Annotated in this window: 16 protein-coding genes and 5 pseudogenes; 7 read left to right on the forward strand and 14 right to left on the reverse strand. The window is 67.8% G+C overall.

Going from position 1 to position 18,202, the window contains the following annotated elements; all coding sequences use genetic code 11:
* Positions 1-395 (forward strand): RNA-guided endonuclease InsQ/TnpB family protein (locus EFK10_RS18735; protein WP_164836049.1); only part of this gene is annotated, 395 nt, incomplete at its 5' end.
* Positions 396-451: 56 nt separating this feature from the next.
* Here the strand turns inward: EFK10_RS18735 and EFK10_RS18740 are convergent.
* The 4 genes and pseudogenes from EFK10_RS18740 to EFK10_RS18750 form a co-directional block, all read right to left on the reverse strand.
* Entirely contained in the window at positions 452-1,051 is a 600-nt protein-coding gene (locus EFK10_RS18740) for a DUF6262 family protein (RefSeq protein ID WP_265737526.1), read from the reverse strand.
* A 467-nt stretch (positions 1,052-1,518) separates the two neighbouring features.
* Positions 1,519-2,532 (reverse strand): cytochrome P450, encoded by a 1,014-nt coding sequence (locus EFK10_RS50390; protein WP_322973356.1) that lies wholly within the window; start codon positions 2,530-2,532, stop codon positions 1,519-1,521.
* Positions 2,533-2,772: 240 nt separating this feature from the next.
* Positions 2,773-4,143: pseudogene (locus tag EFK10_RS48730) on the reverse strand (NAD(P)/FAD-dependent oxidoreductase); the annotation flags it as partial.
* On the reverse strand, positions 4,140-4,367 hold the full coding sequence (locus tag EFK10_RS18750) for a ferredoxin (protein ID WP_127356841.1): 228 nt from the start codon (positions 4,365-4,367) through the stop codon (positions 4,140-4,142). The gene EFK10_RS18750 and the pseudogene EFK10_RS48730, both read right to left, overlap by 4 nt.
* A 652-nt stretch (positions 4,368-5,019) precedes the next feature.
* On the opposite strand from EFK10_RS18750, the gene EFK10_RS18755 reads away from it, so the two are divergent.
* Positions 5,020-5,577: a GNAT family N-acetyltransferase gene (locus EFK10_RS18755; RefSeq protein ID WP_127356842.1), complete on the forward strand. Its 558-nt coding sequence runs from the start codon at positions 5,020-5,022 to the stop codon at positions 5,575-5,577.
* 96 nt (positions 5,578-5,673) lie between these two features.
* Here the strand turns inward: EFK10_RS18755 and EFK10_RS18760 are convergent, their stop codons facing one another.
* The 3 genes and pseudogenes from EFK10_RS18760 to EFK10_RS18770 all read right to left on the reverse strand — a co-directional run.
* On the reverse strand, positions 5,674-6,699 hold the full coding sequence (locus EFK10_RS18760) for a cytochrome P450 (protein WP_240677307.1): 1,026 nt from the start codon (positions 6,697-6,699) through the stop codon (positions 5,674-5,676).
* 1,008 nt (positions 6,700-7,707) lie between these two features.
* Positions 7,708-8,711, reverse strand: a pseudogene (locus EFK10_RS18765) (DNA polymerase Y family protein).
* 5 nt (positions 8,712-8,716) lie between these two features.
* Positions 8,717-9,793: pseudogene (locus tag EFK10_RS18770) on the reverse strand (helix-hairpin-helix domain-containing protein); the annotation flags it as partial.
* Between the two features lies 1 nt (position 9,794).
* On the opposite strand from EFK10_RS18770, the pseudogene EFK10_RS18775 reads away from it, so the two are divergent.
* The 5 genes and pseudogenes from EFK10_RS18775 to EFK10_RS47510 all read left to right on the forward strand — a co-directional run.
* Positions 9,795-10,082: pseudogene (locus EFK10_RS18775) on the forward strand (telomere-associated protein Tap); the annotation flags it as partial.
* A 6-nt stretch (positions 10,083-10,088) separates the two neighbouring features.
* Positions 10,089-10,646 carry a telomere-protecting terminal protein Tpg gene (gene tpg / locus EFK10_RS18780; protein ID WP_127356845.1) on the forward strand — a complete coding sequence of 186 codons (558 nt, stop codon included), beginning with the start codon at positions 10,089-10,091 and terminating at the stop codon, positions 10,644-10,646.
* Between the two features lie 385 nt (positions 10,647-11,031).
* Positions 11,032-11,334, forward strand: a pseudogene (locus EFK10_RS18785) (DDE-type integrase/transposase/recombinase); the annotation flags it as partial.
* Between the two features lie 338 nt (positions 11,335-11,672).
* Complete coding sequence (locus EFK10_RS18790; RefSeq protein ID WP_240677308.1) at positions 11,673-12,518, forward strand: helix-turn-helix domain-containing protein; 846 nt, start codon at positions 11,673-11,675, stop codon at positions 12,516-12,518.
* 453 nt (positions 12,519-12,971) lie between these two features.
* Positions 12,972-13,472, forward strand: coding sequence for a peptidoglycan-binding domain-containing protein (locus EFK10_RS47510; protein ID WP_164836050.1), 501 nt, complete (start codon positions 12,972-12,974; stop codon positions 13,470-13,472).
* 101 nt (positions 13,473-13,573) lie between these two features.
* On the opposite strand, the gene EFK10_RS18800 is transcribed toward EFK10_RS47510, so the two are convergent.
* From EFK10_RS18800 to EFK10_RS18830, 7 genes are all read right to left on the reverse strand, one after another.
* Complete coding sequence (locus EFK10_RS18800; protein WP_164836051.1) at positions 13,574-14,554, reverse strand: transposase; 981 nt, start codon at positions 14,552-14,554, stop codon at positions 13,574-13,576.
* Positions 14,517-14,888 carry a hypothetical protein gene (locus EFK10_RS47515; protein ID WP_164836052.1) on the reverse strand — a complete coding sequence of 124 codons (372 nt, stop codon included), beginning with the start codon at positions 14,886-14,888 and terminating at the stop codon, positions 14,517-14,519. Before EFK10_RS47515 ends, EFK10_RS18800 begins: the two co-directional genes overlap by 38 nt.
* 328 nt (positions 14,889-15,216) lie before the next feature.
* On the reverse strand, positions 15,217-15,444 hold the full coding sequence (locus tag EFK10_RS18805) for a DUF7848 domain-containing protein (RefSeq protein WP_127356849.1): 228 nt from the start codon (positions 15,442-15,444) through the stop codon (positions 15,217-15,219).
* 348 nt (positions 15,445-15,792) lie between these two features.
* On the reverse strand, positions 15,793-16,641 hold the full coding sequence (locus EFK10_RS18815; RefSeq protein ID WP_127356851.1) for a helix-turn-helix domain-containing protein: 849 nt from the start codon (positions 16,639-16,641) through the stop codon (positions 15,793-15,795).
* Positions 16,642-16,668: 27 nt separating this feature from the next.
* A complete protein-coding gene (locus EFK10_RS18820) occupies positions 16,669-17,196 on the reverse strand; it encodes a DUF6879 family protein (protein WP_127356852.1) in 528 nt (175 codons plus the stop codon).
* The gene (locus EFK10_RS18825) at positions 17,171-17,413 is read right to left on the reverse strand and encodes a hypothetical protein (protein WP_127356853.1); all 243 of its coding nucleotides are present in this window, start codon (positions 17,411-17,413) and stop codon (positions 17,171-17,173) included. Before EFK10_RS18825 ends, EFK10_RS18820 begins: the two co-directional genes overlap by 26 nt.
* 158 nt (positions 17,414-17,571) lie before the next feature.
* Positions 17,572-17,946 carry a hypothetical protein gene (locus EFK10_RS18830; RefSeq protein ID WP_127356854.1) on the reverse strand — a complete coding sequence of 125 codons (375 nt, stop codon included), beginning with the start codon at positions 17,944-17,946 and terminating at the stop codon, positions 17,572-17,574.
* Positions 17,947-18,202: the final 256 nt, after the last annotated feature.

Raw genomic sequence — 18,202 nt, forward strand, 5'->3', positions numbered from 1 at the left:
GTGTGCACGACTTCATCGCGCATGAAGACCTCAAGATCCGCAACATGAGCAAGGCCCCAGCACCCAAGCCCGACCCCGACCAGGCAGGCGCGTTCCTGCCCAACGGGGCGGCTGGGAAGGCCGGACTCAACTGCAGCATCGCTGACGCCGGATGGGGGGTGTTCCTGACGATCCTGCACGCCAAGGCTGAAAGCGCCGGACGGGAAGTGATCGCCGTGGACCCCCGCAACACCTCCCGCGAGTGCCCCGAATGCGGGCACATCGCCAAGGAGAACCGGCCCACACAGGAGAAGTTCCACTGCATCGCCTGCGGCCACACCGCGCACGCCGACACCGTGGGAGCCGCCAACGTTCTACGGGCCGGGCTGGTCCGTCGCGACGCCAACCCGGCGTAACGAGAAGCCCCCGGCTTCAGCCGGGGGAGGAGTCACGACCACTGGAAGCAGACGTCTCAGGGGCTGGGTTCAAGCCGGTTCTCGTTGCGGATCATGCGCCGGAGGCTGGTCCGTGCGGCGGCGAGGTCGTCTTCCAGGGCTCGGACACGGTCTGCGAGCTGCCGGTTCTCCGTCTGAGCTTCGCGGGCTTCGCTGGCCAGGCGGTGATTCTCCTGGGTGAGCTCGTCGAGGCGTTCTCGCAGATCGTGGCCGCCGAGGTGGTCCAGCTCCCGACCGAGCTGGAGCCGCATGCCCTCGCGAAGGCCGTGGACTTCTTCGCGCAGTCGGCGGACCTCTTCGCGGGCCAGCAGGAGGTCGGTGCGGGTGCTGGAAGGGCTGACGATCCGGCCGGAGTCCAGGTCCCGCGACGATGCCTTCTCCTGCTGCTTGCGCGCCTGCTCGATGTGCTCGCGGACGCCGGGTGCGTAGGCGAGCCAGGTGGACACCTCGGCCCGTTTGGCGACGGCGGCGAACGTGACGGGCTGGCCTTCCTTGAGCATGCTGTCGACGGTGCTCAGGACGCGTCCGCGCTTGGTGAGGCTGTCGCGTTGCCGGGCGGCCCACCGGCGATGTGCGCTTCCACTGTCGCCGCGCGAGTGCTGAACCGGGTTACAAATCTCTCTGCCTCATCAAGGGCCCGCGTAAGTGCGGGCTGGCTCCTTGGGCCCGACCCCTCTGCGCCTACGGTGCCGGGGCCGTGCCCTGGGGCCGCAAGCGAGTTACGGCCGTGAGTAGAAACCTAGACGAACAAGGCCACGGTCAGAACGATGCCTCCGGCGCGGGATCGGCCGGCACCGGGATGGAGGGGGCGCCGTTCGCGGCTGCGGGTCCGAAGTGGCGTGCGCGGGGAGCTCCCATCCCGTCCGCCGTCGCCCCAGGCAGAGCCGAGCAGACGCGGCCCATGGCGTCCAGGAAGTTCGTACAGTGGCGCGCTCCACCTGGACGCCATGAACCACGTCCGTTCCACGGTATGTGAGTCGACGGTGGACGGGATGGGAGCTGAGGAGGGTAGCGGGTTGCTGTCGAATGCAGAGCCGGCCGGGCCGTCCGCGGCGCGACCTTGCAACTGCCCTCGGCTGCCGCGTCAACCGTCACCCTGCTCGATGTCCAGATGGATCGGACCCCGAAGAACGGGGCTGGGCCGGTACGGCGGCGGGTCGGCGACCAGCCTGGGTCGGTCGAGCCGGCGTACCAGCTCGGTCAGCGCGATCTGGGTTTCCCGCCGGGCCAGCGGGCCGCCGAAACACAGGTGGATGCCGCTGCCGAACCCCAGGTGCTGGTTGTCACGCCGATCCGGGTCGAAGCGGTCCGGATCGTGGAAGCGCTTCGGATCGCGGCTGCCTGAGGCCAGCATGAGCATGATCTGCGAGCCCTGGGGGATGACGGTGTCGGCGACGGTGATGTCGCTGTACGCCGCCCGCCAGGGAATGATGTGCACGGGGGGCTCGTAGCGCAGCAGTTCCTCGACCAGCGGCACGACGAGGTTCGGTTCGTCGCGCAGTCGCTGCAACACCTGCGCGTGGCGCAGCAGCGTCAGCATGCCGTTGGTGATGAGGTTGACGATGGTCTCATGGCCGGCGATGAGGAGCAGTTTGGCGGTGGCGACGATTTCGGCGTCGGCCATCCGACCGTCGGGCCCGTCGTCGTTGGCCAGCCGTGACAGCAGGTCCTCTCCGGGCCGGCTGTGGCGCTGTTCCACCAGCTCGCCGAGGCACTGGCGCAAGTCCTTGCGGGCCTGTACGCCCTTGTCCAGTTTCTCCTTCGGGTCGGTCTTGGGGTTGTAGTCGATCGAGTTCATGATGTCGTTCACCCAGAGGTGGAACCTCGGCTCGTCCTCGCGTGGCACGCCGAGCAAGTGACAGATCACGGTTACGGGGAACGGGAAGGCGAAATCGTCGACGACGTCGATCTGCTCCTTGCCCGCCAAATCGTCGATCAGGCTGCCGACGGTGGCGGTCAGGAAGCCTTCAAGTCCGGTCACCAGCCCAGGGGTGTGCGGGGGTCCGAAGTGACGCATCGCCATACGCCGCAGGCGATCGTGCTCGGGCGAGTCCATGTGGATGAACGACGACGTGGCCCCTCCCTCGACTGAGGGCATCGGACGCGACAGATTGCGCACGTCGGAACTCAGATGCGGGTCATTCAGTATGTCCGTGATCTCGTGATAGGCGCTGATGACGTAGCTGCCGTCCTCCTGCCGAGCCACCGGCGTCTTGCGCAACTCGGCATACAGCGGGTAGGGGTCGGCCCGGGCGGAGTAGTCGAAGATCCGTTGCAGCGTGCCGGGCGTCCCGGTCGTGGTCGTCTGGCCTTCCTCCTGCCGATGCTGGTGCACGGCCGTGACGCGGCGCTCACCCGGGTCATGGCCTGTGACGACCGCCGTGGCGCCCTGCGCGAGCAGGGCGGGGCCGGGGAAGTCGACGGGCACCGGTTTCATGTCGGCCGGCTGGTCCGGCGTGGGGCAGGGGGGCGGGAAGGGTGCGGCCGTCTCGATCAACCGTCGGTAGTGGTCCAGCCACTTGCCGTTGTTGAAGCTCACGGCAGCCGTGACGCGGCCCCGATAGCCATATGCGGTGACGAAACGGTGGTCGTCCAGCGATCCCTGGGTGACGACCACCTCGTCGGCGAAGGTCGGCACGCCGACGGACTTGATGTTGACGCCGAACTGGATCGACCAGAACAGCGGTATGGACAGGTGGGGCCAGCGGTCCGCCTGGGCGCTGACCATGTTGTGTGCCGCGACCTCTGCCTGCTCCACGGCGTTGGCCCAGTGTTCCAGTGCGATGAGCCGGTATTCGTAGATGGGGTTCGGGCAACGTGCCACGTCTCCCGCGGCGAAGACGTCGTCGGTGACGCGGCCATTGATGTCGAGGGCGCGGCAACCCGTGTCACAGGTGATTCCCCACACGCCCGCCGCCAGTCCCGACTCCCGCAGCCACTCGGTGTTGCGGATGCTCCCGAGTGCCACCACCGCCACATCGGCGTCGACCGTACTGCCGTCGTCGAAGTGAGCACGGCGAAACCGTCCCTGCGCGTCGCCCTCCAGCCGGGCGACCTTGACACCGCACCGCAGGTCGACACCATGAGCGCGCTGCATGTCGGCCGCAACCTCGCCGATCATGGCGCCGAGCGCCCCGACCAGCGGGGCCGGCGCGAGTTCGGCGACGGTCACCGGGATGTCCCGCTCGCGGCAGATGGAGGCGATCTCGGAGCCGGTGAATCCCGCACCGATGACCAGCACACGGGAGGGCCCGGCGGCGAGGGCCCGCTGCAGGCTCTCGGCATGCTCGCGCGTACGTACGACGAACACCCCGTCCAGGGCCGCCTCGGACTCGACGAACCACGGCCGGGCCCGTACCCCGGTAGAGATCAGCACCCGGTCGAAGGGAACCTCGCGTCCGTCGGCGAGACGCACGTGGTTCGTCGCGAGGTCCAGCCCGCTGGCGGGCACGCCCAGCAGCCACTCCGCATCGATGCCACGACGGCGGGGCAAAGTGGTGCCCCCGGCCGGCACCCACCCGGTCAGTACTTGCTTGGACAGGGGAGGCCGGTCGTAGGGCTCGCCCAACTCGTCACCGATCATGGTCAACGATCCGGTGAAACCCTCGTCTCGCAGAGCTTCCGCGGCCCGCAGCCCCGCCAGCGAAGCCCCGACGACCACGATGCGGCCATCGCGCTTGAACGCACGCAGGTTGTCGGCACTGGTCATGACGGCGACGCCTCCGCCGGTGCGTGCCGCGCCTCCAGCTGGTCGACCAGGATCGCCTGGACCGGGCAGGCCGCCACGGCGCGTAGCACCTGGTCGCGCCGGGCGTCATCGGGGTTCGGGTCGTACATGAGCGCTTCCTCACCGTGCATCCGGAACGCCTCCGGAGCCAGGAACGCGCACTGCGCATACCCCTCACATCGGGAAAGATCAACGACAACTTTCACCCCGACCTCCACAGGGAGTGGGAGCTGCAGACCCTCAAGCCGGCGTCACTCCGGCGCGCAACGAGGGAGGATCCGGCCGCTGCCCTCCCCTGCGAAGTGCGAGGGGGTGCACCGCGCTCGTCGGGTCTCCATGGAAAGAATTGATCATCGCGGCTAAGACGATCGGCGCCTGACTAGGGACGTATCCCTGGTTGCGGCTGCATTTTGGTTACGTAAGCGGCGCTCTTTTGGATTGCCGTCTCGACGGAAACCGTGTGGCACGGTGCGCCGGAATACCTTCAGAGAATCAGCGTAACAGCGGCACCGATACCGGCGAGTCCAGCGTTGATCGATTAGATGGCCGCAGGCCAGAGACCCGGCCCTTCACTTCTCCGGCTGCCGGGAGCACTCGCCTAGGATCAGTAGAAATCAAGCGCTGGCCAGGGCGGATGCCGACAGAAGAGGGCGGGAGTCAGTCTCGCTGACTCCCGCCCTCTCTCATTGTCTCTCGGTTTTCGCGACACACCTCCGACACAGTCGGACTTGCGCCCACTGCGCGACCCCGCTGCTCCCGACGAGGACGACGATCAGCGGTGAGACAGAGCATGGCCGGCAACACCTGCCTCGGTGTGCCTCTCAGCCTCGCGCGCACAGCAGCGTGATCAAATAGGGCATGGCATCGTCCTGGACTGGTAATCGGGTACGCCTACGCGCTATCGAGCCCGACGACTGGACAGCGTTCATGCGCTTCGCCGACGATGACGGGCGGCGAGGGAGCCGGCTGGATCTGCCGCGGTCCGCCGAGAGCTACCGTGCCTGGGCGAAGGAGCAAGCCGTTGCCAAGTGCGATGACGACCGCTTCCGGTTGGCAGTCGAAGCGACGGCCACGGGAGAGCTAGTTGGCACAGTCGGCTCGCATCGCACCGGCCCTCGTTCAGGCTGGTTCGAGTTTGATGTCACGATCGGCGCTGACCACCGGCGCAAGGGCTACGCGGCAGAAGCCGTAGTGCTGCTGCTGCGCTTCATGTTTGCCGAGCGGCGCTATCACAAATGCCTAGCAGCGATCTTCGCCCACAACGAGGCATCGCTAGCACTTTTTCGTCGGCTCGGCTTCACCGAGGAGGGGCGCTTGCGGGAACACGTTTTCTTCGCCGGCCGGCACCACGACCTCGTCATGATGGGCATGCTCGCCAACGAGTTCGACCAGCGACACACGATGAGCGAACCATGAGCTGGTCATCCAGGCGTGTGCGGAACGGCACTCGAACTTTATCAACGTTCGCTGTTCGCTGGTGGAGGCGGCCTGCCACCGAAAGCAGGACTGCCCTCAGCCGCGCAAGGTGGCGCGCAGGCGCAAGCCGACAGTTGCGAGACCTTCGAGGGTGGTGACCTGGTAGCTGGGTTCCGGTCCGGGCGGCTCGCTCAAGTGGTAGCAGCGGGCGGTCTGCGCAGTCAGGAGCGTCAGCATCGCCATGGCCAGAGCGGCTCCCTCGCAGCCATGCGGCCCGGTACCGAAAGAGAGGAAGACCCCGGGTTTCGCCGGCGAGCCCGAATCATCGAGCCAGCGCTCGGGCTGGAACTGGTCCGGCTCGGAATATTCCCGTGCGTCGCGGTGGGCGGTGTAAGGGCAGACGAGAACGGTGGACCCGGCGTCGATGGTGTAGTCGGCGAGCTGAGTCTGTCGCGGGGCGTGCCGGGTCAGTAGCCAGCTCGGGGGGTACAGCCGGAGCACCTCACTTACCAGTGCCTGGGTGTATTGCAGGCTGCCGAGGTGGGTGCTGGTCGTCGCGGCCGGGTCCGCGGGCAGCGAGGCGGCTTCGGCCGCGACGCGGCCCGCTGCCTGGGGGTGCCGGGCCAGGTGGAGCAGGATCCATCCGGCTGCCCGGGAAGGGGTCTCGAAGGTGGCGACGGTGATTCCGGGGAGAGTGTCGAGGATGGCCTCTTCCGGCAGTAGGCCGTAGTGGGGGGAGGGCCGGAGCATCTGTCCCAGCATGTCGTCACCGAGCTGGCCCGATGAACGACGCCGGCGGACGATGGGCCGCAAAGCGTCGGTGAAGGCGACTTGCTGCCGTGTGCGGAACCGCCGTGCCGGTGTGGGGATCCAGCGCGGCCATACCCAACGTGAGGGGCGTACGAGCACCTCCCGGGCCAGGAAGAGCTGTGAGGCATAGGGCAGCAGGGTGGGAGCGTCTTCGGAGAAGAGGTAGCTCACGCCGATCTCTGCCAGGGCGTGCCGGACCGGGGGCAGAATCTCGACGTCCTGGCCCGTGGGCCACTGGTCAGCAAATCGAGCGGTCTGGGGCGCAATCTCACCGATCCGGGCTGCAACCGCCTGCGCACGTAGTCCGCGCATGCGGGCGGCGTGAGCGTGCGCACGCTCCTCGGGTGTTGGTGCTCCGCTCGACCGCTTCAACGGCGGGAAGAGAGGCGAGGATGCCTTGGGGAAGTCCTGCGCGCGGCGCAGGACTGCTTCACACGGCCCGGCCGCAGCGGCTACGTAGACACCCGGCTCCAGCTGCCAGACGTCCCCACACTCTTCAGCGCCACGGCGCGCCAATGCCAGCCGGTCGCGGCTCCAGGCCGCGAAGCTGCCTTCGGGCAACCGCGGCGGCTCATTCCTTCGGCCCATGAGATCGTCCCTGGCTCTCGTACCTGTCCAGGCCGATGTCGTCGGCAGCGTGGCTGGGAACTGGCGGGCGCCCAAGGGCGCCCGCCGGCAGTGCGGTCAGTCCTAGTCGTCGCCGGCGTACGCATCCCATTCGTGGGCCCCGTACGCACCGTAGTGGCGGGTGAAGGACAGCTTGCCGAGCAGCTTGGCGATCATGATGCACTCCTCTCGCCTGTCTTCAGCGCCAAAAGCCACACATCACATATTGCCACACGCGGCATATCTGCGATATAGGGCATATTCCGGTCATCGGTCGCACGCATTCACTACTGATCACCGCATTCGGGAACCGCGGTAGCGCCGCCGCGGAGGGCAGCAAGGGCAGCCGCGGATATGTCGTCGTTGTCGCCGGCCAGCAGCTGCATCAACAGATGCCGTTCCGTGGTCACCCCGCCGAGATCCTGCGGTACAGCAGCGAAGTACCGCAACCACCACAACCTCTCACGGTCAGTAGCGTCCTTGTACGGCCCGGCAGTGGCCGGTCTGCCCCTCTACGGCCGCTACGGATCAGAAGCTCCCCGCGTCACACCCGTGCAGATCTAGTGCTGGCCTAGACCGCGAGAGCGGGTGCGATTCGGCATCGTCGGGCTTACCTGAGCCCTGACCAGCGTCGCGGATGTGAGAGACGGATACGCGCTCGATTGCTCAAGCAGATCGGCCCCTACAGCCGGTCTGGCACTGCGCGAGTGGAGGCTAGCTTCGGCGTGGAGTGCGGGCCAGGGCGGTCGGCGTGATTGCCGCCGGGCCGAAGCGAACCCGGGCGCGGTCGGCGGCGGCCTCGATCTGGCGGGCTTTGTCGTCGGCGGGGTTGAGGGTGAGTTGGTGGTGGGCGTGTTCGGCGGGGGAGAGGTTGTGGGCGCGCAGGGCGGTGGCCCGGACGCGGGCTCGCTGTAGGCCGAGTGTGGCGTGCAGGTCGTAGGCGGCTCGGGCCAGGGCAGTCGAGTGGCTGGTGGCCTCGGGCAGGGTCCGGGTCTTGGTGGTGCTGGTCCGGTCGGCGTACCGGACGGTGAGGGTCAGCGTCCGGCACACCTCCCGCCGTCCACGTAGCTGGGCGCCGAGCTGTTCGGTGATCGACAGCAGGGCGCGGCGGTGCTGGTCGGGGTCGAGTTCGTCCTGGGAGAAGAGGCGGTCGGCCGACAGTGACGGGCTGGGGGAGTGCGGGGTGACGGGGCGGGGGTCGTGGCCGTGAGCGCGGGCACGGACGTCGCGGCCGGCGGTGGCGCCAAGGAGGCGTTGCAGGGTGAGGAGCGGGGTGTCGGAGACGGCGCCGATGGTGTGCAGACCGTGCCGCGCCAGGGTTGCGGCGGTGGCGGGCCCGACCCCGTACAAGAGGGCGATGGGCCGGGGGCGCAGGAACGAGGCGACGGCGGCCTGGTCGTGGTCGACCTCGGTGATCTGGCCGGGCGGGGAGCTGGCGGCGGCCATGGCGGCCAGCATGCGGTTACCGGCCGATCCCACCGTGGTCTGCACCCCGAAGAGGCCGAGGGCACGTAGCCGCAGCATCATCGCCACCCCTGGGCATCCCGCCCGAAATAGGCCAAGGCGCCAGTGACATCGAGATCGGCGGAGTCCGGCGGCAGAGCCTGGACGCGCGGGGTAAGGCCCTCGGCGACGTCGAGAAGCTGCTCGAATAGCACGGGCTCCGCGTCGGGCGGCACGTGGAAGTGGGCGTGCACGATGTGCCGTTGCTGGGTCATGGCGGTCACCCGGCGCTGCCGGGACTGGTGTAGCCGAGCGCCCGCAGGTTCGCGGATCGCTGACCGGCGGGCTGGAGGTCGGCCCACGGGTGGAGCTCCGCGCCGGTGCCCATGGTGATGGTGCGCTCCGGCTCTGGCTTGTGTTCGGGTTGGGGGTTGGTGGGGAGGCGGGTGTCGCCGAGCAGCCGGGCGACGGCTTCGGGTCCGTGGTCGCGGCGGGCGACGGCGAGGGCTTCGAGGTCCCAGGCCATCGTGCCGGTCACGGTGTTGCGGGGGCCGCGGTGCTGAACGGTTCCGCGGACCAGGAGCAGCCCGGAGTGGAAGACGGTGTGTGCGCACGCGGGATGGGAGTCTTCGAGGAACGCGAGGTCGACCAGGCCGGAGCCGTCTTCGAGGGTGACGAAGATGATGCGCTTGCCGGAGGCGATGGGTGGGGTCTGGGTGGAGGCGCGGACGCCGGCGACCAGGACAGGCTGCCCGGGCCGCAGGCCGCGAAGGTGCGCGGCGTCGGTGGCGCCGATCTCCCGCAGGAGTTGGTGGTGGTGCTCCATGAGGTGCTGGGACACGTCGATACCGAGGACGGTGAGTTCGGCGCCGAGGGCTTCGCGGCTGGTCATCTCCGGCAGGCCGCTCGGCTCGGCGATGACGGGCGTGCCGTCGTCGAGGGGCAGTTGCCCGTCGTCCTGGCGGCCGCGGGTCTGCCGGTGGAGTTCGGCGATCTGCAGCAGCAGGTCGCGGCGGGTGAGCGCGGCGCGCAGCGCGTCCAGCGCGCCGATGTCGGCGAGACGCTCGGCGACCGGCCGGGCGGGGTGGGCGCGCTGCCACAGGTCCTGCAGCGAGGTGTAGGGCTGTCCGGAGGCGATCCGGGCGACCTGGTCGTCGCTGATCCCGCGCACCGACGCCAGGGCCAGGCGCACCCCCCAGGTTCCGTCGTCGACCTGCTCGACCACGTGCGCGGCTTGCGAGTGGTTGATGTCGACCGGCAGCACGGGGACGCCGTGCCGTCGGGCGTCGGCGACGATGACCCGCTTGGGCCACATCCCCGGGTCGTGCTCAAGCAGGCCAGCCACCAGAAACGCCGGGAAGATGCTCAAGCACGCGGCCGTCACCGGCCAGTATCTGGTCGCGATCCTGTCCGACTGCGCCGTGTACGCCGCCGACGGACCCGGTCCGCTGGACTTCCTGCCGTACTCCGGCGGCAGGCCCCTGCCGGGCGGCTTCCGGCTCGGTGTCTCGCCGGGGATGGTCAAGCACGAGGGCACCCAGACCACCTTGTGGGCCGAGGGTGTGCGGGAGCAGTACGGCCCCGAGCTCAACTTGGCCCGGTACATCAAGGACGGCAACGTCACTAACGAGGACGACGGAGAGTAGAGCGTGATGAGCATGTTCGGAGACGGCCTGGACAAGGCGGTGCAGCGGGCGTTCACCCGCCCGATCCCGAAGTCGGCGGGCGCCCAGATGCGGTACCTGGTCAAGCAGCTCAAGGGCACCAAGGCGGTCGCCCAGATGCTGCGGGTCTCGCAGCGCACCGTCGAGCGGTACGTGAAGGACCAGATCAAGCGCCCCCGCAAGGACCTCGCCGCCCGTCTGGAGACCGAGGTCAAGAGGCGGTGGCAGCCGCAGATCAGGGAGAAGGCCAAGAAGACGGCGGCCACCACCGGGGGCATCGTCATCGACACCCGCGCCCGGCTCGGCTACACCGCTCCGATCGGCACCACCGACCAGGACCGGATCCGCCACCTCACCGTGGCCCTTCCACCGCAGTACGCCGCCCGTCTCTTCGACGCCCAGGACCAGGGAGCCACCGACCAGGAGCTCCAGAAGATCGCCGCCGAAGCGCTCAAGGAGGTGTACTTCCAAGACGGCGGCCGCCGCGCCGACAGCCTGGAGGAGGTGCGGTTCACCGACGTGGAGCACATCGACTTCGACCTGTAGGTCCCCGAGCAACCGTGAGGGCCCGAACCGATGGTGTTGAGGTCACATAGGCAGGCTGGTTGTCACTGGCTGGCCCGTTCTTCCTAGGGCCCGGCTGAGCCGTGACACGTTGGTTGGAACCTGGCCACGAGGACTGGCACCGGGGTCGGCTCGACGGCGAGAACACCTCCATCAACTGCTTCCTGGCCAGGTCAGACCCTGTGGTACGGTCCGCGGCCGGTTCCAACAAGCGTGACAACTCGCCGCAGGTGCCAACAAGACTGTCCCGTCGGTTCCAACTCCGCTGTCCCGCTGGACGAAGAAGTGCAGGTCACCGCGCCCTTCCGGTTCCAATTAACGTGGCACGGCACACCGGCGGACGAGCCGGCTAGCGCGCCACGCGGCGCTCCGCTCCTACGGCGCGGCCCACCGCGAGGTCATACCCTCCGTGGAGCACCGCTCCCACAAGGGGCTGAACAACCGGGCCGAGAACAGCCACCAGCCCACGCGGCAACGCGAACGAGCGATGAAAGGCTTCCGCAGCGTCGGCGGAGCACAACGCTTCCTGTCCGCGTTCAGCGGCATCTCACCCCACTTCCGCCCCCGCCGCCACCAGAGGGCCGCACCCGAACACCGAGCTGAAATGACCATCCGCTTCGCCACCTGGGACCAGGTCACCGGCGCTGTCGGCCGGCCCGCCACGGCCTGAGCACCGGCCCGGAACCCGGCACCACCACGCCCCGACACGTCGTCAGGCACCCACGCACCCAACAACGTGACAACGCCTCGCCGACACGTCGTGGTGGCCGTGTGGCCATTCCGTCACACACCGAACCGCCCGGGGGGATCCGGCGGGGGATTGGTGTGTCTCCGAGGGCGCAACCACACGGTGGATGCATGATGTTGAGTGGACTCGGCCTCCGCTGCGCCGAGTACGGCTTTCGGGCCGTTGCGCGACGCGCGGTCGTCGGCATCCATCCGCACCACGGGTTCGGACCGGGGGAATCGGCCATGCGGTGCTTCACCATGCTGTCAAGGAACTGTGACGTGGTATCTGCCTGCCCGGAACCGCGGCTGCGTCCGGGGGTGTACGTCTATCGGGGCTTCCGGATGGATCTGGGTCTGCCGCGGCGGCGGCTGGAGGTCCCCGTCGGCGCGGTGACTCTCGTGCTGGGCTTCGAGAACGAGTTGCGGGTGACGGATGTGGTGGGCAAACCGCGGGTGACAGGCAGGTTCAGGTCGTTGCTCGCGGGTCTGCAAACTCGGGCCAGGCTCGGAGAGCACGACGGACACCTGTACGGGATGGAAGTGGTCCTGGCTCCGTGGGCCGCGTTCAGGTTGTTCGGCGTCCCCATGCACCAGCTGTCCGAGACCGTCGTCGATCCCGAAGAGGTCCTAGGCACCAAGATCCGCGAGCTGACCGGCGCCCTGGCCTCCTTACCGGGTTGGGAGGAGCGCTTCGTACTGCTCGACACGGTGTTGTCGCGGTGGGCCGACCACGGGCCGGTGTGTTCGCCGCAGGTGGTGTGGGCCTGGCGGGAGCTGTCCCGCACGTCGGGGACGCTCTCGATAGCCCGGCTGGCTGCGGAGACCGGCTGGGGACCGCGGCACCTGGAAAACCGCTTTCGCGAGCAGATCGGCCTGTCGCCCAAGGCCGCGGCCCGGGTGCTTCGGCTGCGGCACGCGCTGCGGCTGCTGGTCGGGGGCCAGGCGCCGCACCAAGTGGCCACGGCATGCGGTTTCAGCGACCAGGCGCACTTCAATCGCGAGTTCAAGGCGATGACCGGATCGTCCCCGGGCCGGTTCCTCGCCGACCGGATGGCCAATCTCGCCGGCCCGATGAGCTATGACCGGATGGCTGGACAGGTCACAAGCGTCGTACTGGGTACCTGACTACCCGTGAACCGTTCAGCTGAGAGTGCGCATTTATTCAATACATGATACCGCTCGCGTGCCACAATCACACAGGTTGTCCGCCCACCGTCGCCAGCGTGGGCCGGGCTGTACCGCAGGCACCGAGAGAGTGTCATCCGGCCAAGGGGGGCTGGTCAGATGGGGGAAACGCCGCGAGCGGGACGTGCGGTGAAGCCAGACGGGCTGCGCGACAAGGACGCCCTGGGGGCGCGTGCTGACGGCACCGGCACCCGCCGTCGCGGATGCGGCCGGTGCGCTCTCGTGCACGGGCTCCTAGGGACCCGTTCTCCGTCCTGGGCCGGACTTGAGCCGCAGGTCTGTGGCAGTGGCCATCCATACGGTCCATCTCACGTCACGGCCCGACCACTCCGCTGTCGTGCACCACACCACATGAGGCCGTCCAACGGTGGATCGGCCTCGGAAGGAACGGATATGTCTGTACGCAAGCGCACCGTGATCGCTGTCCTCGCCCTGGCAATCGGCTCAGGTCTGGCTCTCGGCCCGACCGCCTCGGCGACCGCCTCCCACGGCTACCTCGACGGAGCCGGTTCGACACTCACCGACGACTGGGGAGACGAGGGCACGCTGTCCACCACCTCCTACGCGCACAGCAATCTGGCCGCCGCGTGGCAGGGCATCCTGTACGCGGACGGGTACCTCAGCGCGTCCGGCATCGACTGCCGGTTCGGCACGGCCACGAAGAACGCCACCATCAAGTGGCAGAGGGCGCGAGGCCTCGTCGCCGACGGCAAGGTCGGCAAGAAGACCTTCGGCAAAGCCGACAACAAGCTCTACTGGTACAAGAGCAACGTCTGGTACGACGGCACCAAGCGGGACGTCGTACTCAGGCGGAAAAACGGCAACTACTACGTGTACGACGGGGCCTGGCATATTGCCTCGTACACCAAGGCCACCCTCCCGCGCTGCAGGTGACGCCCGCCACCTGACCAAGCACCGCACCACCGAATGACGGGGGCCCCACCTATCGGTGGGGCCTCGCACAGTTGTGGGACCCTGGTGGTCATTCGACTTGGTCAAGCGGTGAGGCGTAATTCGAGTCGGGCGAGGTGGCTTGTTCGGGTGCGGTCGAGAGGGTGGCCGTTCCACCAGGCGTCGAGTCGGATCAGGTTCAGTGCGACGGCGCTGTAGACGTGTTCGAGGTGGGTCTTTGCCAGGCCGCGGTAGCGGGCCTGGTGTAGGTCGGTGACGGCGGCGGCCTGTCGGATGGTGCCCTCGACGCCGGCGCGTAGGGCGTAGTCGGTGTTCCAGTCCTTGGTCTGCTGCCGCGCGCGAGCGTGCCGTAGGGCCTCGGTCATCTGCGGTGGGTGCAGGGACAGTTGGCGGCGGTTGCTCTTCGAGGTCGTGCACTGTTGTTTGAAGGGGCAGGGGATGCAGTCCAGGGCGGCGAAGGACACGACGGTCTTGGTTACTCCGTTTTGGATGTTCGGGGTCCAGGCGGTGCTGGTGTTGCCTGCGGGGCAGACAGCCTGATGGTTCTCCCAGTCGATGGTGAAGTCGTGGGCGGCGAACCCCTGTTTGGCCTTGGCCTGGCGGGAGGTGTCCAGCAGGACCGGGGTGATCAGGGCGACGCCGTAGCGGGCCGCGGAGCCGGTGATCAGTTCGGCGCTGGGGTAGCCGGAGTCGAGGTAGTGCTCGTCGGGTAGCAGGCCGCGTCGCTGCTGGAATTGGTGGATGCCTTCCAGGGCTTTGCTGTCGGGCAGCGTCGAGGCGGTGGTGGCGATATTGGTGATCACATTGGGCCGCCTCGGCGCCCGATCGGGCTTCGGCCTGCGCGGGGTCCTGGCTGCGGCCTTCGCTGTCGGCGCGGACGCGGGGCGGGCGGTGTCGTCGGCCGCGGTGGCGCAGGTCTCGTTGATGTGGACCTTGTACCCGTTCCAGAAGGTGTCGCGCTTGGCGCTCCAGCGTGTGTCGGTGTCGTAGGGGGAGGTCAGGCGGGTACTGCCGGGCGGGAGTCCGTCACCGTCTTCGGTGTTCTTCTCTCGCCGCTTGATCACCTCCCGCCCGTTCCTCGCGGTGGTGCGGGTGTAGTTCTGCAGCAGCACGATCCGCAGGACCTGGGCTGCGGGCAGTTCCCGCAGCCACCCCCTGACCTGGTGCGTAGACCGCGCCGAGCAGGGCGAAGCCGTCGCGGGCGTAGTCGATCGCGAGGGCGTCCTGCTTGGTCTTGGAGGCCGGCATCTTCCAGGAGTCGATTGGGCGTCCGTAGCGCCGCGACCAGCCGGGCACGTCGATGACCTGGGCCAGCCAGTCGGGAGCCGCCGCCGACAGCGTCTCCACCAGTGCGCGGACTGACTCACCCACCAACTCCAGCCGGTTCAGGTCCCGCACTGCCGCGACCACCGAGGTGGAGTCGGTGCGCTGCTTGCCCCCGGCCCTGTGGGTGTCGATAATTACGTCCGCGCAGGTCAGCAGCCTTATGACTCACCGCTGAGTGGATGGAATCTGAACATGTTCAACACGTGACAGCTGCGCACTTGAGCGCGTTCAATTTGGCCTCGATGTAGCGCCCGGTTGAACTGTCCGTCAGCGCGCTGACCTGTGCGGATGATTTATCGGCACCCGCAGCGGTCCCAGCCGGTCTCGGCAAGAGCGAGACATTGTCTGGGTGGGACTGCATGACTTATACCGAGCCAGCAGACCTCGTCGGACCTCGGGATCACGGGATTTTCCACAGGTAGATCTCGGAGCCTGCTCCATCACCGGAGGGGTTCAGTCCCGTGTGCTTGAGCGCCCAGACCTCTACGGGCAGCCGCTCGTCATCCACGGGCTGCGACTCCTCCGCGCACGTCATGCAGACAACGACGAAGATCGCTTGTGGAGCGCCTTCGCTGGTTTCTTGGCCGAGGATCCACTCTGCCGCCCTGATGATCACGTGGGCGCTCACAGACCCCACCTCCGGCGCGCATTTTGCTCACCGAGGCGAAAGCGAAGCTCATCGGTCACGTCAGCCGGCCGGACCTTCTCCGGGTCCGCATCCCACTCTCGGCCTCCATCAGGAGGGCGGAGCTGGACGTACGGACCTTCATGTCCCATGACGACGCCTACGCGGTCCCGCGCTGTATCTAGCGCCAGATCGCCAACGTCTGGCGCTGTGGTTGTCTCGTCGCTCATCCGTCGTACCCCCGGCAGTTGTCGGTGTCGCCCGGTGCGGCGCCTGCGTGGCTGCCATGAGTAGGACGGTAGAGAAACGGCGGATGCAGGCTCTACAAACTTGCATCGGCTTGCAGGCTCTTTACCTCATGGCGTCGATTGCCGAAGTGATCAAGGCCCGGGCTTCAGCACCGTAGACGGCCAGCACCTGCAACTGGGCGAACGCCTTGATGTACGTCGCGATCTCGCCGGGTGCGGTGACGTTGACGAATGCCGTCAGCAGCTCCACCTGCACGGACTCCTCGTCGAACGCCATGAAGGTCTCAAGCGTCCACATGCCCCGGTCGGCAGTGAACGGGATGATGCCCAGCGACACCGATGGCAGGGACATCACTTCGAGGAGATAGCCGAGTTGGCCAGCCATGACGGACGCATCAGCGACGCGGGATCGGAGCACCGATTCTTCGACGAGCAGCGCGAACCGGTGGTTGCCCTCGCGGAGCACGTGGTTGCGGGCCATGCGGGCTGCCACGGCATCAGGGACGTCGTTGGGGGTGCCCTGGAATTCGGTGATGGTCGACAGGAGGGACGTCGCGTAGCCGGCCGTCTGCAGCAATCCGGGGATGACGTTGGAGCAGTAGACGCGAAGCAGGCGCGTCCGCTCGTAGAGCGGGACCGTTGCTCGTTGGCTCTGCCGAATGCCGCTGCGGTGGATGCGTCGCCACTGGACATACAGCGAGTCGGCCGCACGATTCGCGGCCGCCAGGTCGGCGGCTTGGTCCTGCGCCCCGCAGGCGCGGCACCAGGCCTTGATGTCAGCGTCCGACGGCGGGGTCTTGGCGTGCTCGATCCGGGAGGACTTCGCCTCGCTCCAACCGCACCGGCCAGCCAACTCACGTCCCGTCAGTCCCGCATCGCGGCGGATTTCGCCGAGTCGGGCAGCGAGCGCCTGGCGTGCAGCCTGAGCGCTGGAAGAAGGGGAGGCGGCCATGGGCTGGCTGTCCGGTAGCTCGGCGATTCAGATCTTGTATTCCTCGTGCAGGACAGCACGTTCCCACACGGCTTCGAAGGCCGAGGCGCACAGCTTCGTGACCGCGGGGTCCTCCGAGTAGTCAGGGTCCCCCACCGCGCCGTCTCCAGAGAAGATGTTGAAGCGAACTGCCCGCTCGTCGATCAGCCAGAAGTCATTGCCCGGCAAGGCGATGTCCGACGCCTGACGCCTGGGCAGCCAGCGGACCTGTTCGCCGGCCCGGAGGTTCCACTCGGTACCTGCGTGCTCGAAGCGGACGTACTCGGTGACGGGTTCGGACACGATGCGGGCCCGCCACACCGTCACCCCGCGAGCCACAGTCTCCGCGATCAGGTCCACCCACGGTCGCCAGTAGGCGTCTGCCTGCTCGCCCTCCCAGCGCCGTCCCGTGCGCCTCCACAGGTCGAACTCTTCGGCCTCGTCGTCCACGCCGTACGCGTCGCGCATTTCCAGGTGGACGGCCGAGTGCTGAGCCGACTTCAGCAGCTCATCAAAGTTCGGCACGTTCGATGGCATCGGCAGCCTCCCTGAGAATCGACGCCATGCGCGCCGGGATACGGACCACGGTCTCATGATCGGGGATGGCTCCCGTCGCCAGGCACTCGGCGTGCGTGCCCTCGTCGACGACCTTCCAGCCCTGGATCACTACTTCCTGCTTTTCCTCATCGACCCACACCGTGGGGCAGTTCCCCTGACCTGTATCGGGGTCGATGCCGACGAACCGTAATGCCATGCCAGCCTCCCGTGCACAGTGGTTTGCTTCAGCTTGCATGACGATCCTCAGAGTGGCGCAGCGTCGTCAAGTGTGCACGGAACGCAAAAACGCCTCTGTCCAGCGTCCTCTCGTGGCTCTCATAGCCATCGCGACGCCTCGACCCGGCTGTTGTCTGGTCAGGCCTGGTCGGCGTGGGTGGGTTCGGGCCGGTCTGGGGACAGGACCAGGTCGATGGTCTGCTCGGTGATGGTGTCCAGTGACATGTCGTACGAGCGGGCGACCTGCTGTACCCGCGCGACGGCTTTGCGTACGCCTGTGGTGTTTTCGGCGGCCCATTCGATGGTCATCCAGTCGCGGTAGAGGACCTCGGCGGTCTCGTCGATGTCCAGGCCGCGCAAAGCGGCGTGGCGGGCGGCGTCCAGGTCCGGGCTGTCGCCGTCGGTGTGCCAGGCGGCGAGGGTGTGGGCGACGTCGACGATGCGGGAGAGCATCTTCTGCTGGATGGAGTCCGCCCACGGGTAGTCCTGGCCGTCGAACGGCTTGCCCCGCACCAGGCCGAGCGCGTTTTCCAGGTCTGGGATGCCGCCGCCGGGGCCGGCGGCCAGTCCCCGGGTGGCCAGGTGCTGGAAGACCTCCCAGTCCGAGCGGATCCCGGCGTGGAAGGCGTAGCCGCCGTTTTTGGGCCGGGGCAGGTAGGCCTCGCCGTCAGCTTGACTCTGTCGGTGATCTTGGTGTTCTCCGGTGCGGCAGCCTGATCATCAGGCATGCTCGGGCTGTTTCGAACGCCGATGCAGCTGTCGAGGTGCC

This window comes from Streptomyces soli, from assembly GCF_003999195.1.
Classification (GTDB): Bacteria; Actinomycetota; Actinomycetes; order Streptomycetales; family Streptomycetaceae; genus Actinacidiphila; species Actinacidiphila soli.